At 70.3% G+C, this 16,952-nt stretch carries 10 protein-coding genes; 9 read left to right on the top strand and 1 reads right to left on the bottom strand.

Features of this window, described 5'->3' with window-relative positions; translation table 11 throughout:
• Positions 1-58: 58 nt before the first annotated feature.
• The 4 genes from AB0959_RS23805 to AB0959_RS23790 all read left to right on the top strand — a co-directional run bounded on the left by AB0959_RS23805 (position 59) and on the right by AB0959_RS23790 (position 4,504).
• Positions 59-1,426, top strand: a complete 1,368-nt coding sequence (locus AB0959_RS23805; RefSeq protein ID WP_366828493.1) for a phospholipase — start codon at positions 59-61, stop codon at positions 1,424-1,426.
• Positions 1,427-1,501: 75 nt separating this feature from the next.
• Positions 1,502-2,410, top strand: a complete 909-nt coding sequence (locus AB0959_RS23800) for an oxidoreductase (RefSeq protein WP_366828492.1) — start codon at positions 1,502-1,504, stop codon at positions 2,408-2,410.
• A 540-nt stretch (positions 2,411-2,950) separates the two neighbouring features.
• The gene (locus AB0959_RS23795) at positions 2,951-3,346 is read left to right on the top strand and encodes a VOC family protein (protein WP_366828491.1); all 396 of its coding nucleotides are present in this window, start codon (positions 2,951-2,953) and stop codon (positions 3,344-3,346) included.
• A gap of 87 nt (positions 3,347-3,433) precedes the next feature.
• On the top strand, positions 3,434-4,504 hold the full coding sequence (locus AB0959_RS23790; RefSeq protein WP_366828490.1) for an adenosine deaminase: 1,071 nt from the start codon (positions 3,434-3,436) through the stop codon (positions 4,502-4,504).
• Here AB0959_RS23790 and AB0959_RS23785 read toward each other — a convergent pair.
• Positions 4,486-5,001, bottom strand: a complete 516-nt coding sequence (locus tag AB0959_RS23785; RefSeq protein WP_366828489.1) for a DinB family protein — start codon at positions 4,999-5,001, stop codon at positions 4,486-4,488. The two genes, AB0959_RS23790 and AB0959_RS23785, sit on opposite strands and share 19 nt — an antisense overlap.
• Before the next feature lie 404 nt (positions 5,002-5,405).
• Between AB0959_RS23785 and AB0959_RS23780 the strand changes: the two genes are divergently transcribed.
• From AB0959_RS23780 to AB0959_RS23760, 5 genes are all read left to right on the top strand, one after another.
• Positions 5,406-7,490, top strand: coding sequence for a ricin-type beta-trefoil lectin domain protein (locus AB0959_RS23780; protein ID WP_366828488.1), 2,085 nt, complete (start codon positions 5,406-5,408; stop codon positions 7,488-7,490).
• Positions 7,491-7,861: 371 nt separating this feature from the next.
• Positions 7,862-9,136, top strand: a complete 1,275-nt coding sequence (locus AB0959_RS23775) for a hypothetical protein (RefSeq protein WP_366828487.1) — start codon at positions 7,862-7,864, stop codon at positions 9,134-9,136.
• A gap of 134 nt (positions 9,137-9,270) precedes the next feature.
• Positions 9,271-10,065, top strand: coding sequence for a MerR family transcriptional regulator (locus tag AB0959_RS23770; RefSeq protein WP_366828486.1), 795 nt, complete (start codon positions 9,271-9,273; stop codon positions 10,063-10,065).
• The gene (locus tag AB0959_RS23765) at positions 10,062-11,273 is read left to right on the top strand and encodes a glycosyltransferase (RefSeq protein WP_366828485.1); all 1,212 of its coding nucleotides are present in this window, start codon (positions 10,062-10,064) and stop codon (positions 11,271-11,273) included. The genes AB0959_RS23770 and AB0959_RS23765 overlap by 4 nt, the downstream gene beginning before the upstream one ends.
• A 310-nt stretch (positions 11,274-11,583) precedes the next feature.
• The gene (locus AB0959_RS23760) at positions 11,584-16,803 is read left to right on the top strand and encodes a family 43 glycosylhydrolase (RefSeq protein WP_366828484.1); all 5,220 of its coding nucleotides are present in this window, start codon (positions 11,584-11,586) and stop codon (positions 16,801-16,803) included.
• Positions 16,804-16,952 lie beyond the last annotated feature (149 nt).

Raw genomic sequence — 16,952 nt, 5'->3', positions numbered from 1 at the left:
TGCCCCATGATGTCATGCACCTGATCGTCGACCGGCCGACCCGATGAAGGGCACCGAGATGCCACCCCCCCGCACCGCCCTGCTCACCGCGACCGCCGCGCTCGCCGCGGCGGTCGTCGCCCCCTCGCCCCCCGCCTCCGCGGCGGTACCAGCCACCGGCGCCTACTACGTGCAGAGCGCCACCACCGGACTCAACGCCGCCGACAACGGGGGAGCGGTGGAGCAGCACAGGCCCAAGGGCAACGAGGACCACCAGCAGTGGACGCTCAGGGCCAACGGATCCTCCTACGTCCTGGAGAGCACCGACACCGCCGGCAGCTGCCTCGGCCGCTCCGGAGACCAGGCGCGCACCGTCGCCTGCGCGAGCGCCGACGCCGCCTGGGAGATCACGGAACTCGGCTCCGACCAGTACCGCCTGAGGGTCCCGGGCACGGAGCGCTACCTGACCGTCGGTACCAAGCCGTCCGGCTCCAACTACCCCGCCGGGCTCGCCATCGGCTCGGCCGGCGGCCTCGCCGCCTGGTACCTCACCCCGGTCACCCCGACGACCCGCCCCATGCCGCCCGCCAACGAGCGCACCCTGGACCAGGTCACGTTCCTCACCTCCCACAACGCCTACGCCAACGGCGTCGACGGCGGCTTCGCCCCGCCCTTCGTGAACCTGGCGCCGAACCAGTCCCGCGGCATCAACCAGCAACTCGCGGACGGGGTACGAGGGTTCATGCTGGACGCTCACCAGACCTCCGACGGCGCCATCCTGTGCCACAACAGCTGCACCCTCGTCAGCAACCCGGTCGCCCTGTGGGTCGACATCCAGCGCATGGTGGACTTCCTCAAGCAGAACCCGAACGAAATCGTCACCGTCTTCCTGGAGGACTACGTCGATCCGGGCGTCCTGCGCAGCGAACTCGCCCGCGTCAGCGGCCTGTCGGACGTGCTCTACCGGCCCGACCAGACCGGCGTACGGCAGAACGGCTGGCCGAAGCTGGCCGACCTGATCGCCGCGAACGACCGGCTGCTGATCTTCACCGACCACAGCCGCTCCGCCGACCAGTCCGCCGGACTCACCCGGGACACCTTCGGCGTGATGTACCAGCGCGAGTGGACGGTCGAGAACTACTGGTCCATGGGCTCGGGCGTGGGCTCCTCCGACTGGTCCTGCTACAGCCGCTGGTACGACGCGGGCACCAACATTCCGCTCACCCGCACCGAGTCCGGCTTCCGGCCGCTGTTCGTCATGAACCACTTCCGCGACGTCGCGGTCACCTCCACGGCGACCACGGACAACACCAAACTCACCGACCGGGCCCAGCGGTTCTGCCGCCCCGCCGCCCGCAAGAAGCCCAACTTCCTCGCCGTCGACCACTACAACCTGGGCAACCCGGCCTCGGCGGTGACGGCCCTGAACGCGTACACGTATCCGTAAGGCCCGCACATGGAGGCGTACACGTATCCGTAAAACGGACGAGAAGACGCCCGCGGCCCGTGTGAGACTCCGACGATGACCTCGCAGACGACCACCGCGCGGGCCGCGGGCACCTGGACACTCGGCGACCTGCCCGTCAACCGCCTCGGATTCGGAGCGATGCGGCTGACCGGCAGCGCCGCCTTCCACCACGGGAAGCCGCGCGAGCGTGACCGGTCGATCGCCGTGCTGCGGCAGGCGATCGACCTCGGCGTCAACCACATCGACACGGCCGCCTTCTACTTCTCGTCCCTGCGCTCCGCCAACGAACTGATCAACAGCGCCCTCACCCCCTACCCGGACGATCTCGTCATCGTCACCAAGGTCGGCCCGCACCGCGAGTACTCGGGGGAGTGGGGCACCGCGGCCCGCCCCGACCAGCTGCGCGGCCAAGTCGAGGAGAACCTGCGACAGTTGGGCCGCAACCACCTCGACGTGGTGAACCTGCGGCGGATGCGGCAGGACTCCATCGCCGAGCACTTCGGCGCCCTCGCCGAACTGCGGGAGGCCGGCCTGATACGGCACCTGGGGGTCTCCGACGTCGAGCCCCGGCACCTCGCCGAGGCACAGGCCATCGCCCCGGTGGTGTGCGTGCAGAACAAGTACGGACTCGGTTCTTCCGCCGCCGGGTCCGACGAGGTCCTGCGGCTGTGCGGCGAGCGAGGCATCGCGTTCGTGCCGTTCTTCGCGATCGCCGGCGACGGCGGCTCACGCGGCCCGGACGGCACGCACGACGACGAGGTGCGCGCGATCGCCCGCGCCCATGACGCGACCGAGGCCCAGGTCCGGCTGGCCTGGACCCTCCACCAGGGTCCCCATGTCCTCGCCATCCCCGGCACGGGAGATCCGGACCACCTGGTGCAGAACGTGGCCGCGGGAGCGCTCCGCCTCACGGACGAGGAGGTCGCCCAGCTGAACGGGCTGCTGCGGCAGAAGGCCGGTTGAGTCCTCACACGCCGGAGGGGGCCGGGTCGTCCGCCGAATCCCTCGTACCACCCGGATGCCGTCCCGCATCAGATGCCGACGGGGCGGCAGTTCATGCCGCTCGTGAGGCGTTGGCTGCTGCTGAGGGCGCCAGGGTTCCGCCCCCGCCGCCGCTACCCGTCCCATCCTGGTGGGGGCTGGTCGCGCAGTTCCCCGCGCCCCTAAAGGCCGTGCGGTTCCCCGCACCATTCAGCCCCTCCGGCGTTTGAGGAGCGGGGGGGCCCGGGGGTCGGCCCCCGAACCGGGGTCCGGGGCGGAGCCCGGAAAGGGCGGGGGTTCAAGGGGGCGCAGCCCGCTTGGTCGGGGGCGAAGGGGCAGCGCCCCTGGGGATGGGACGGGTAGGGGCGGCGGGGGCGAAAACAACTCCTGGCGCCCCAGGGGTGCTCTCCGGGAACCCAGATCGCCGTCCCGGGACCGAGTGGGGGCGCCTCCCAGTTGCCGTACTCGTCGTGTTACGTATAACTTCCCAGCACCCACCACCACCACGTGAGCGAGAGGCCCATGAGACGTATCGCCCTGATCACCCTCGTCGTCGACGACTACGACGAGGCGATCGGCTTCTACACGGAGGCGCTCGGGTTCCGGCTCGTCGAGGACGCGCCCCGGCCCGACGGATCGAGGTGGGTCGTCGTCGCGCCGGGTACGGAAGGCGGGCACGGCAGCGGACTGCTGCTGGCCCGGGCCAAGGACGAGGCACAGCGGGGCCGGGTCGGCGACCAGACCGGCGGACGCGTGGGCTTCTTCCTGCACACCGACGACTTCGCCCGCGACCACGCGCGCATGAGCGCCGCGGGCGTGCGGTTCCTGGAGGAGCCGCGGCACGAGCCCTACGGCACCGTGGCCGTCTTCCAGGACCTGTACGGCAACCTCTGGGACCTGCTCCAGCCGTCCAGCTAGCCGATCCCGCCGTACTTCGACCACGGTCCCGATCCCTGACCAACCCGATCCCCCTGCCCGGGAACCACCCGCCGAGGAACCACACGCATGACCGCGACCCGCATCGACACCGCCACCGTCCGCCGCCTTCCCAAGGCCGTGCTGCACGACCACCTCGACGGTGGTCTGCGCCCGGCCACCCTTGTGGAACTCGCCGACGCGGTCGGACACTCCCTGCCCACGACCGACCCGGAGACTCTGGCCGCCTGGTACGTCGAGGCCGCCGGCTCCGGCGACCTGGTCCGCTACATCGGCACCTTCGAGCACACTCTCGCCGTGATGCAGACCCGTGAGGGCCTGCTGCGCACCGCCGAGGAGTACGTGCTCGACCTCGCCGAGGACGGTGTCGTGTACGGCGAAGTCCGCTACGCGCCCGAGCTGATGGTGAAGGGCGGCCTGACCCTCCCCGAGGTCGTGGAGGCCGTGCAGGAGGGCCTGGCCGCGGGCATGGTGAAGGCAGCGGCCGCGGGCACCGCGGTGCGCGTCGGCACCCTGCTCTGCGGGATGCGCATGTTCGACCGCAGCCGTGAGGTCGCCGACCTGGCGGTGGCGTTCCGGGACGCGGGCGTCGTCGGCTTCGACATCGCCGGTGCCGAGGACGGGTTCCCGCCCGCCGACCACCTGGCGGCCTTCGAGTATCTGCGCGGCGAGAACGTCCCGTTCACGATCCACGCCGGTGAGGCCCACGGGTTGCCCAGCATCCACCAGGCCCTCCAGGTGTGCGGCGCCCAGCGCGTCGGGCACGGTGTCCGCATCACCGACGACATCGTCGACGGCAAGCTCGGCCGCCTCGCGGGCTGGGTGCGCGACCGCCGTGTCGCCCTGGAGATGTGCCCCACCTCCAACCTCCAGACGGGCGCGGCCGACTCCATCGCGGAGCACCCGATCACGGCCCTGAAGGACCTGGGCTTCCGTGTCACCCTCAACACCGACAACCGTCTGGTGTCGGGCACGACCATGACCCGCGAGATGAGCCTGCTGGTCGAGGAGGCGGGCTGGACGCTGGACGACCTGCGCACGGTGACCGTGAACGCCCTCAAGAGCGCCTTCATCCCGTTCGACGAGCGGAGCGCCCTCATCCGGGACGTGGTGCTGCCCGGTTACGCGTCCGCGCGCTGAAGCAGCCCTCGTACGTACGCGGCCTGCCCGACATGCTGGAGGTCGTCGCCCAGGACGCTGATCAGCCGGACACCGAGTGTGACGGCGGGGGTCCAGCTCTCGTCGACGATCCGGTCGAGGTCCTTGTCGTGGAGTTCGGCCACGAAGGCCAGCGTGCGCTCGTGCACCGCGTCGTGGTAGCCGAGCAGAAGGTCGCCCGAGTCCACCTGCACCCGGGCGACCTTCTTGGACGTGTGCCCGTATCCGGTGTCATGGGCGGGCAGCCCCAGACCGAAGCGGTCCGCCCAGCCGTCCGCCAGCCACACCTGCTCCTGACCGGCCACGCCCGCCACGTGGTCGTCCTGGATGCGTGTGAGATGCCAGACCAGCCAGGAAATGGAATTGGCGCCGTCCTGGGGCGGGGCGTTGAGGTCGTCGGGAGAGAGGCCCTCGACTACGGCGTGGACCTCTTCACTGATGCGGCCGAACGCGTCGGCCAGAAGGTCTTTGGAGTGCATGACATCCAGGCTCCCGCACGAGGGGCGAGTTCGCCTCCGAAGTCACGGATGCGTTTCTTTTCCGGCCGGTCTCCTTTGGGCTGAACCGTCGATTCCGTTCCGAGTGGGTGGCTATTCACCGCTTCAAAACGGTACTTACTTCAGGTAACTCAGCGTCACAGTCATCAAATCTCCTTGAATTCTCCTCTTCTTGGGCCGCGCGAACAGGCAGCGCCCTTACGGGGCTTCGGAATGGAGAGGCGTGAGATCCCTTGTTGCGGGACCACGCTCTGTGCAAGGGTGACGCCTGTCGGTGTGCAGGCAGGGGGTGACCTCGTGCTGTACGCGGCACAGCCTGGAGGACATTGGACGTGAGTGACGCCCCCCTTTTGAATTCCCCGCGACTTGCCCGTCCGTTCGGCGTGATGGACGAAGAGCTGGCAGCCGAACTGAAACGGTATTCCGGTCGGCGGCCCGCGCGCCGGCCCGTCGGGGAACTGCTGGCCCGGCACTGGGTGGCCGTCTTCTCCTACGCGACTCTGTGCACCAGCGACGCCCAGCATGCGGGGATGCTCGCGACTGCGGCCTTTACACGTGTATTCGGAGAAGCGCAGCGGCAATCGGGCCCGACAGCCGCCTGGCGGCCGCATCTGCTGGTCACGGTGCGCCGTACAGCGGGGGAATGGGACACGGACAGACGCCGGGCGATGCTCCACCCGGCCCTGAGGACCGATCCCTCGGCCACGGACCGCGCAACGGCAAGGCTCCTCCCCGCCGACGACAGGAAACTCGTCTCCCGTGCCTTCCACGAGCTCCCGGAACGCGCCCGCTGCATCCTGTGGCACGCCGAGGTCGAGGCGGAGGACCTCGCCGTAGCTGCCGCGCTCCTCGGGATCACCCCCGAGGACGCCGCAGTGAAGGCGACCCAGGCGCGGGCGCTGCTGCGTGACGCCTGCATGCGCGCACACCGTGAGACCGCCCCCGACGAGGAGTGCCGTCGCTTCAGCCGTCTGCTGGACGTGTCGCTCCGCCGCGGTGACCTGGGACTCGACCCCGACCTGCGGCAGCACCTGGCGCACTGCCCGCACTGCCGTCACAGCGCCGACCAGTTGGACCACTCGGGCGCCCGCCTGGCCGTCCTGCTGGCCGAGGCCGTTCTGGGCTGGGGCGCGCGGGCCTATCTCGACTCGCGGCCGGGACGAGCGGCGGGAACGACGACGGTGGCGGGCGCGGAGTCATGGACGGCCGGGAGCGGGGCACCGGCGGCGGGTGGCGCCTCTGAAGGACCCACCGAGGCGGCGGACACGGACGGCGGTGTCCCGCGTCTTCCGGCTCGTTCGGCGGGGTGGGGTGACGGGTACCTTCCGGCTGAGCGAGCCGGGCGAGCCGGGCGAGCCGGGCAGGGCGGGCGGGGCGACGGGTACCCGGCCGGGCGAGCCGGGCGGCCGGCCGCGTCGTCCGGTCCTCGCCACGCGGTGCGCACCGGCCTCCGTCGCCGGGGCGTCCTGCGCTCTCTGGCGGACGACGTGCTGCACGGTGCCGGGCCTTGGCGCCTCGTCCGGCGCCGACGGGTGGCCCTGGCGATCCTGGTGGTGAGCGGATGCGTGCTGGTTCCGCTGGCCCTGACGTCGGGAGGCGGGAGCGACCCCGTGGCCCATGCTCCCTCCGGCATGGCGAGTTCCACCGAGAGGACACCGGGCGCGTCCGCCGTCGGGGCGGGCGGCATGGTGAGCGGCCCGCTGGAGGGCCGCCTGCGAAACATGGGCAACGGTCTCTGCGCAGGCATCGACGGTACGGGACCGACGGCGGGCACGGAGGTCGTGCTCACCATGTGCACGTCGTCGGTGCGCCAGCAGTGGTCGTACGAGACGGGTGGTTCGCTGCGGAGTCTGGCGGACACCGAACTGTGCCTCGACTCCCGCCTCGGGCTCCCCGCCCGGCTCGGCTCCTGCGAGGACCCCACCCGGCAGGGACGCGTCCGTTACGACCTCACCCTCGACGGCAACCTGCTGCCACGGAGCGGTCTGGGGCGCGCGCTGGCGCCGGCCTCCGCCGAGGAGGGCGCCGTCCTGGTCCTCAAGGAGCGCACGGATGACGACGCCTCACAGCGGTGGACCTTCGACAACTCGGTCGAGTCCCTGCAGATCGAGTCGGTCTCCCGGATGACGGACGCCTCGACGGCGGCCCCGAAGCCGGCCCGGCCCGTTCCTCCGCCCGCCCCGACACCCCCACCGAAGCCCCGCCCCTCCGCGTCGTCCTCCACCCAGAACCCGGCGCCCTCCGAGCCGTATCCGCCGTACCCGACGTCGAACCCGTGCCCGCCCTCCTCCTGCTGGCCCAATGGATACGGCTACTACGGCGATGGTGGCTACGGGGGCTACGGGGGCTACGGGGGCTACGGGGGCTACGGGGGCTACGGCGGCTACGGCGGCTACGGGGGCTACGGGGGCTACGGCGGCTATGGCTACGGGCAGGGTGGCGGAGGCTGGGGAGGCTGGGGAGGCGGCTGACGAGCGGTGCGCGGACTGCGTGACGGCTGCCGCGATGCGGTCTCGTCTGCCGGGTTCCGTCCGTGATCGGCTGCGGGGCCGTCGTGGTTGCTCGCGCAGTTCCCCGCGCCCCGAACGGCTCGGGGCACGGGGAACTGCGCGACCAGCCACATACGACCCGCACCTTGACGCCCCCACAAGGCCGTTGTCACACTCACCGCCCCCACAGAAATCGCTTGCTGTCTCGTCGCCGTACGTCCTGGGGCCCGCGGAGCCGGGTTGCCGCAGGTCAGGTACGGCCGCCGCATGAATCGATTCAGTCGAACGGATTTCGACAGCGTCGAGGAACGCACAGGGCAGCAAGCGCATCGCCCCCCATAGGAGAAGACGAGATGGGACGCAGAGCCGCAGCTCACCTCACCGACGAGGCCGCCCCGGACCGCCGTACCCGTACGACGCGCCGTACCCGTACGAAGCGCGCGCCAGCAGTCGCCGCCTGCGCCACCGCCCTGCTCACCGGTGCCGCCGTGATGACGGCTCCCGCGAACGCGGCACCGGAAACAGCCCCCGCCCATCCGGAACCGGTCGCCGCCTCGGCCCCGAGGGAGGCGATCGCCGCGTGCGGTGACGGCTCCTACCAGGCGGAGGCCGTGCTGAGCGGCAGCACCTGGACCGCCCGGCGCGGCAGCAGTGTCGTGTACACCGGCGGCGACATGCGCGCCGCGATGCAGGCGGCCGTCAACAGCCTGACCTCGGGCCGGACTTCGAAGGAACGGGTCGTCGTCCGCGGCTCGGGCTCGATCGCCGCCGGCTCCCGGGTCTCCCTGCCCAGCTACACCGTGCTCGACGTGTGCGGCACGATCAACGTCACCGGTTCGGGCTCCGGCGACCAGGCACCGGTCTACGCACGCGGTGCCCGGGACATCGAGGTCCAGCACCTGAACCTGACCGGCACCCCGCTCTACGGCGTCTTCATGCGCAACGTCCAGAACGTCGTCCTGGGCCAGATCGACATGCGGCTCTCGCGCGGTCTCGGCGTCCGCATCGACAACCGCGGCGACACCAGCCAGTGGACGCGCAACGTCCGGATCGACAACGTGTACGTCTCCGGCGCGAGCAGCCACGCGGTCGAGACGTACGGCGTCGACGGCATCACCATCGGCACCGTCACCGCCCGCAACGTCGGCGAGTCCGGCCTGCTGCTCAACCAGACCATCAACGCCACCGTCACCAAGGTCGACGCGGACGGCGCGGGAGCCGGCACCGGCTACGCGGCCTTCCGCATGGCCAACCGCAACGGCCGCGTGGGCAGCGCCTATCCCACCAACATCCGCGTGGGCGAAGTCGTCGCGCGCGGTGGCGGACGAGGCGTCTTCTGCGTCTCCGAGAGCGGGGGCGCCGTCGTCGACCGGGTGACCCTCACGAACACCGGCAACAACGCCATCCTGATAGAGAACTGCTACAACGTGAACCTCGCCGCCCAGAGCGGCAGCGTGTCCGGCGGTGGGGAGATCCGGCTCGCGGCACGGTCGGAGTTCCCGAACAACCGCGACATCACCGTCCAGAACCTGACGGTGACCAACTCGGCCATCCGTGAGAGCCCTTGCGGCGAGAACACGACCTTCCGCAACAACCGGCTGGTCAACAGCAGCCAGAGCATCTGCTGATCCGTGTCCGGACGCGTGTCCGGGGCTCGCCTCCCCGGATGCGCGTCCAGCCGCCCAGGACGCCGTCCCGCCCCCGGAGTTGACCCTCCCCTTACGTCAGGCACGAGGCTGTACCCCGACGAAAGGGCAGGCGCATGAGCTACTCCGTGGGGCAGGTCGCGGCATTCGCCGGGGTGACCGTGAAGACGCTGCACCACTACGACAGGGCGGGACTGCTGTCGCCCAGCGGTCGGAGCCACGCGGGCTACCGGCTGTACGGCGACGTCGACCTTGCCCGTCTCCAGCAGATCCTCTTCTACCGCGAACTCGGCTTCTCCCTCGACGAGATCGCCGCCATCCTCAAGGACCCGCAGGCGAACGCGCTGGAGCAGCTCCGGGCCCGGCAGCGCGAGTTGAGCGAGGAGATCGCGCGGCTGCAGCGCCTCGCCGACGTGGCGGAACGAGCCATCGAGGTCCAGCGGACCGGAGTGTCCCTCACGCCCCAGGAACGCTTCGACGTCTTCGGCGAGATCACCTTCGACCTCAGCTACGCCACCGAGGCGCGGCTCAAGTGGGCGGAGTCGGCAGGGCAACGCGAGGCGATGGCCCGCGCCGACGCCCACACCAAGGAGGACTGGCGGCAGCTCATGGCGGAGGCCGCCGCCTGGCGCGGTGACCTGCTGGCGGTCTTCGACGCCGGGGAACCCAGCGACGGCGAGCGGGCCATGGACCTCGCCGAGGAACACCGCCGCTACGTCACACGGTGGTTCACCACCTGCCCGCCCGACATGCACCGCCGCATCGCGGACGACTTCGTCGCCGACCCGCGTGCGTTCGCCCTCGTCGTACCGCCCTCGCAGCAACGGCCGGGCCTCGCCCCCTATCTGTGCAAGGCGGTTCACGCGAACGCCTCCCGCCGCACCCACCCGGACCCGGTGGAGGACCGATGAGGATCATGATCGCCGCCGCCGGTTCACGCGGCGACGTCGCCCCGTACACCGGACTGGGCGCCGAACTGAGCCAGGCCGGATACGACGTCTCCCTCGCCGTGACGGAAGCCTTCGCACCGCTGGTACGCAACGCCGGTCTGGAGTTCCGGAGTCTGCCGGCCCGGCCAGGCGCCCACGGAGGCGCCACGGACCGACGCGAACTCATGCGCACCGCGGCCGGCTTCGTCACCGAGCTGGGTCAGGGCTTCGCCGACGCGGTCGCCCAGGGCACGGATCTGCTCCTGTTGTCCGCCACGACGGCCCCGCTCGGCTGGCACGTCACCGAGGCCACCGGGATCCCGGCTCTCGGGGCGTACCTCCAGCCCACCGCACCGACCGGCGACTTCCCGCCCGTCGTCATGGGAACCCGCTCCTTCGGGCGCCTCGGCAACCGTACGGCCGGACGCTTCGCGCTCCGCATGGCCGACCGGGTCTACGGGCAGGCCGTCGCCGACCTGCGCCGCCGCCTTGACCTGCCTGCCCTCACCGCCTCCGCGATGCGCCGCCGGCAGGAGCAGTCCGACTGGCCCGTCCTGCACGGTTTCAGTGCCGCGATCGTTCCCCGCCCCTCCGACTGGCCTACCGGCCTGGACGTCGTGGGCACCTGGTGGCCGCACCTCGACCCGGCCGAGCAACTCCCCACGGACCTGGAGGACTTCCTGCGGGCCGGGCCCCGGCCGGTGCTCATCGGCTTCGGCAGCATGGCGGGCGGTGGAGGAGAGCGGCTCAGCGACATCGCCGTACGGGCACTGCGGCGAGCCGGGCTGCGCGGCATCCTCCAGTCCGGCACCGCCGGGCTCGCGGCGGACGGGGACGACGTCCTCACCATCGGCGACGTACCGCACCAACTGCTGTTTCCGAGGCTGGCCGCCGTGGTCCACCACGCGGGGGCGGGCACCACGGCCGCGGCCCTGCGGGCCGGAGTGCCCGCGGTCGCGGTGCCGGTGACGGCTGACCAGCCGTTCTGGGCGGCACGGCTCGCCGCGCTGGGCGCCGGACCCGCCCCGATCCCCTTCGTGTCCCTCACCGCGGAACGGCTCGCCGAAGCCCTCGGCCACGTGACGAAGCGGCAGACGTACGCGCGGGCCGCCGCGACCGTCGCCCAGCGCATGGCGACGGAGGACGGCGCGGGCCAAGTGCTCAAGACTGTTCAGCGGCTGACGGGCTGACGGGCTGACGGGCTGACCAGATGGCCGCCTCGGCTGCCCCGCCTGACCCGGCGGGGCGAGGGGCGCCACGACGGCCGCCGGGGCGCGTTGTTGGTGCGGTGAGCCCCCGGCTCCTGCTGCGGCGACACCAATCTGTTCGGTAGGCCGGACATGGTTCGAAAACTCTTGACGCCCCCATGTACACCAGTTGACACTCTCGCAACACGACGTCACACCGACGAAACGGCGGGCCTCCCACGGCAGGGGTCCCGCTGTCGGCCGTGCCTGCCCCCGCCTTCGTCCAGCCGCGCCTCAGCAGGGAAAACCCCACATGACGAACATCGCACGACCGCGCCGAGCGAGACGCTGGGCGGGCCATCTCGCCGGACTCGCCGTCACCTCGCTCTTCCTCGGTCTGGCGGGCCCCGCCGTTCCCGTGGCGCAGGCGGCGGACACCGCGGACACCGCTGACATCACCGACGGCCTGGTCCTGCGCTACAAGCTCGACGCCTCCTCCGGCAGCGTGGCAGCCGACTCCTCGGGCAACGGCCGTGACGGCACCGTGAACGGCACCGCGGGCTGGTCGGGCAGCGGCGAAGGGCTCGCCTTCAACGGCTCCGACACCTACGTCAAGGTGCCGAACAACATCATGAGCGGCCTGGACTCGATCACCGTCTCCATGGACGTGAGGATCGACTCCACGCAGGCCACGCCGTACTTCATCTACGGCTTCGGCAACACCAGTGGCACCGCGGGCAACGGCTACCTCTTCACCACCGGCGACGGCTTCCGCACCTCCATCGCCACCGGCAACTGGTCGACGGAACAGACCACCAGGCCGTCCACCTCCCCGAACCTCACGCGCTCCGTCTGGAAGCACGTCGCCTACACCCAGACCGGCAGCACGGGCGTGCTGTACGAGGACGGCGTCGAGGTGGCCCGCAACACGGCGCTCTCCATCACCCCCGGCGGCATCGGCTCGGGCACCACCACCGCCAACTACATCGGCAAGTCCGTCTATCCCGGCGACAAGCTCTTCAAGGGCAGCGTCCGCGACTTCCGCGTCTATGACCGGGCACTCGCCTCCCCGGAGGTCGAGCAGATCGCCCTCCCGGTCGACACCCAGGGCGTCGCCGACGACAAGGCCGCCCTCACCCTCGGCGACACCAGCGCCGTCACCGACGACCTCACACTCCCGACCACCGGCACCGCGGGCGGCTCGAAGATCACCTGGTCCTCGGACGACCCCGACGTCGTCTCCGCCACCGGCAAGGTCACCCGTCCCGCCGCCGGTCAACCGAACGGCCACGCCACGCTCACGGCGACCCTGAAGAAGGGCACCGTGACCGCCACCAAGACCTTCGACGTCACGGTTCTGCCGGACTTCGACGACGCCACCGCCACCGAGAAGGCCGCCGGGGAACTCACCGTCAACAACCTCGACGACGCCCGCGGCAACCTCACCCTGCCCACGAGCGGCGCCTACGGCACGAAGGTCGACTGGTCCTCCGCCGAGCCGGACGTCGTGTCCGCCGACGGCACCGTCCACCGCCCGGCACACGGCGACGGCGACACCACCGCGAAGCTGACCGCCACCGTCACCAAGGGCGACGCGAAGGCGACCCGCGACTTCACCGCCAAGGTGCCCGAACTGCCGAAGAAGGAAGCCCTCAAGGGCTACATGTTCAGCTACTTCACCGGCGAGGGCACCGCGGACGGCGAACAGCTCTACGCGGCCCTCAGCAAGGGCGACGATCCGCTGAAGTGGCGCGAGTTGAACGACGGCAAGCCGGTGCTGACCTCCACGCTCGGCGAGAAGGGCCTGCGCGACCCGTTCATCATCCGCTCCCCGGAGGGCGACAAGTTCTACCAGATCGCCACCGACCTCAGGATCTACGGCAACGGCAACTGGGACGCCTCCCAGCGCACCGGCAGCAAGTCCATCATGGTCTGGGAATCCACCGACCTCGTCCACTGGACCAACCAGCGCCTGGTCAAGGTCTCGCCCGACAGCGCCGGCAACACCTGGGCGCCGGAGGCGTTCTACGACGAGCAGCGCGGCGAGTACGTCGTCTTCTGGGCGTCGAAGCTGTACGACAACCCGGAGCACTCCGGCGACACGTACAACCGCATGATGTACGCGACCACCCGCGACTTCTACACCTTCAGCGAGCCCAAGGTCTGGATCGACCGCGGCTACTCGGTCATCGACTCCACGGTGATCAAGCATGACGGGACCTACTACCGCCTGTCGAAGGACGAGCGGAACAACACCTCCTCCACCCCCAACAGCAAGTTCATCTTCGAGGAGAAGAGCGACTCGCTGCTCGACACCTCCTGGACCGCCGTCGCGGAGGGTATCGGCAAGGGCGCCATGAACGCCGCCGAGGGGCCGCTGGTCTTCAAGTCCAACACCGAGGACAAGTGGTACGCGTTCCTCGACGAGTTCGGCGGCCGCGGCTACATCCCCTTCGAGACGACAGACCTCGCCTCCGGCAACTGGACCCCGTCCACCGGCTACGACCTGCCCGCCAAGCCCCGCCACGGCACCGTGCTCCCGGTGACACAGGCCGAGTACGACCGGCTGCTGCGCGCTTACCAGCCGGATCAACTGGTGGAGAGCGTCGAGGACATCAAGGTCGAGACGCGCATCGGTGACGCCCCTGTCCTGCCCGCCACGGTCATCGCCGAGTACGCGGACGGCGTGAAGCGGCCCGTCTCCGTCACCTGGGACGAGGTCCCGCCCTCGGCCTACGCGCAGGCCGGCACCTTCACTGTGAAGGGCAGCCTGCCGGACGGCGCCGCGCTCGCGGTCCGCGCCGAGGTCACGGTCTCCGAGGAAGGTCCCGACGTACCGGCCGACCTCGTCCTGCGCTACGACTTCGACGAGACCGGCGGCAGCATCGCCCGCGACTCCAGCGGCCACGGCTACCACGGCACGTACGTCCACACGCCCGAGTTCGGTACCGGCGTGAAGGACGGCTCGTTCAAGATGTCCGGCGGATCGAGCAGTTCCACCACCTCGCCGTACGTCAGGATCCCGAACGGCGTGCTGAAGGACGCCGACAGCGTCACCGTCTCGACGTACGCCAAGTGGAAGGGCGGGGACAACTTCCAGTGGCTGTTCGGGCTCGGGCCCGACAGCGACAAGTACTTGTTCGCCACCCCCTCCAACGGCGGTTCCAGCCTCTACTCGGCCATCACCAAGGCCAGTTGGTCGGCGGAGTCGAAACTGACGGGCCCCCAGCTGCCCGTCGGCGAGTGGAAGCACGTCACCGTCACCCTGAACGGCGCTACGCAGACAGCGGTCCTCTACGTGGACGGCATCCAGGTGGCCCGCGCGACCGGGGTGACCACCAAGCCGTCCGAGCTGTACGACCCTTCGAAGGGCTACTCCGGCTACATCGGACGGTCCCTGTACTCCGCCGACCCGTACTTCGGGGGTGAGGTGGACGACTTCCGGATCTACAACCGGGCGCTGTCGCCCGCCGAGGTCCTGGAACTCAGCGGCAACACCACGGGAATCGCCTCGGCCACCCACCCCGACCTCAAGGTCGACGCGATCGTCGATGACAAGGACAGCAGGATCGTCCTCCCGCTGAACGAGGACGCCGACATCACGTCCCTCGCCCCCGAGTTCACGCTCGCCCACGGCGCGGCCATCAGCCCCGCCTCCGGGTCGGTGCACGACTTCACGAAGCCGGTCACGTACGCGGTCACGGGCTCGGACGGCAAGAAGCGCACCTGGACGGTCGAGGCACAGCGGATGCGCAGCCCGGTCCTGCCGGGTCTCAACGCCGACCCGAACATCGTGCGGTTCGGCGACACCTTCTACCTGTACCCGACCACCGACGGCTTCGAGGGCTGGAGCGGCACGCAGTTCAAGGCGTACTCCTCCAAGGACCTGGTCCACTGGAAGGACCACGGCGTCATCCTCGACCTCGGCCCCGACATCTCCTGGGCGGACAGCCGGGCCTGGGCGCCGACGATGGCGGAGAAGGACGGGAAGTACTACTTCTACTTCTCGGCCGACGCGAACATCGGCGTCGCGGTCTCCGACTCACCCACGGGCCCGTTCAAGGACCCCCTGGGCAAGCCACTGCTCAAGGCCGGGCAGTACCCCGGCCAGATGATCGACCCGGCGGTGTTCACCGACGACGACGGCCAGTCGTATCTCTACTTCGGCAACGGCCACGGATACGTCGTCCCGCTGGGCGACGACATGATCTCGTTCGACGCGTCGAAGGTCAGGGACATCACGCCGAGCGGCTACAACGAGGGATCCTTCGTCATCAAGCGCAAGGGCACCTACTACTTCATGTGGTCGGAGAACGACACCCGGGACGAGAACTACCGCGTGGCCTACGCCACCGGCCCCTCGCCCACCGGCCCGTGGACCAAGCGCGGGGTGATCCTCAGCAAGCGCCTCGGCCTCGGTATCAAGGGCACGGGTCACCACTCCGTGGTCCATGTGCCGAACACCGACGACTGGTACATCGCCTACCACCGCTTCGCGATCCCGGGCGGTGACGGCACCCACCGCGAAACCACCATCGACAAGCTGGAGTTCGACTCCGACGGCCTGATCAAGGACGTGGAGCCCACCCTCAGCGGCATCGACCCGGTCACCGTCGTCCACGCCGGTCCGGACGCCGACGGCAAGGAGGGCAGCGCGATAGCCCTCACCGGCACCGTCTCCGGGGCCGACGGGCCGAAGTGGACGGTCGAGGACGGAGCACCCTGCACCTTCTCCGACCCCCAGGCCGTCCCGACCACGATCACCTGCGCCGACGACGGCACCTACACGGTCACCCTCACCGGCGGCCGCAGCAGCGACACCCTCAAGGTCACCGTGGACAACGCGGCACCGGTCATCGGCTCGGCCGCGGGTCCCGAGTCCCCGTCGCCCGCCGGCAGGCGCACGGTGGTCACCGCCGAGTTCGACGACCCGGGCGCCGACGACACGCACACCTGCTCGGTCGACTGGAAGGACGGCACCGAGCCGGCGACCGGAAGCGTCACGGGCTCCGTCTGCGGGGCCGCGCACACCTACAGCACGGTGGGCATCCGGCGTCCGGTGATCACCGTCACCGACGACGACGGCGCCTCGGACAGCACGGTTCTCCCCGAGGTGATCGTGTACGACCGGGCCGCCGGTCCGGCCCTCGGCGTCGGCTTCCTGTCCTCGCCCGCCGGCGCCTACCCGGCCAAGCCCGAGCTGACGGGGACCGCCGCCTTCTCCTTCGACGCCCGTTACAAGAAGGGAGCCGAGGCGCCCTCAGGACACGCCACCTTCGACTTCCCGAAGGCCAAGCTGCAGTTCCGCTCCAGCGGCTCGGACTGGCTCGTGGTCACCGGTTCCACGGCCGTGTACCAGGGCTCAGGAAAGGTCAACGGCACGAGCGGCTACGGCTTCCGGATCACGGCCACCGACGGCCGCCCGGACACCTTCCGCGTCGAGATCTGGAAGAAGTCCACCGGCCGGGTCGTCTACGACAACGGGACCGGCGCGAGGACGAAGGGAATCACCGTGGGCGACCGCCGACAGTAGGCCGGACCGCGTCCCACCCACGCCGAGCGGCACCCGGGCACAGCCCCGGGCGCCGCTCGGCGCGCTGTTTGCGGGGCGCTGCACCGTATGGACCACCTCGGGAGCACACACGCGTGCTGATTTGACTAATTTTGTCCATGTAATTCCTC

It is taken from the genome of Streptomyces sp. NPDC046862 (assembly GCF_040704615.1).
GTDB lineage: Bacteria > Actinomycetota > Actinomycetes > Streptomycetales > Streptomycetaceae > Streptomyces.
The sequence above is the reverse complement of the archived record's forward strand: the minus strand, read 5'-3'. Positions and strand labels throughout refer to the sequence as shown.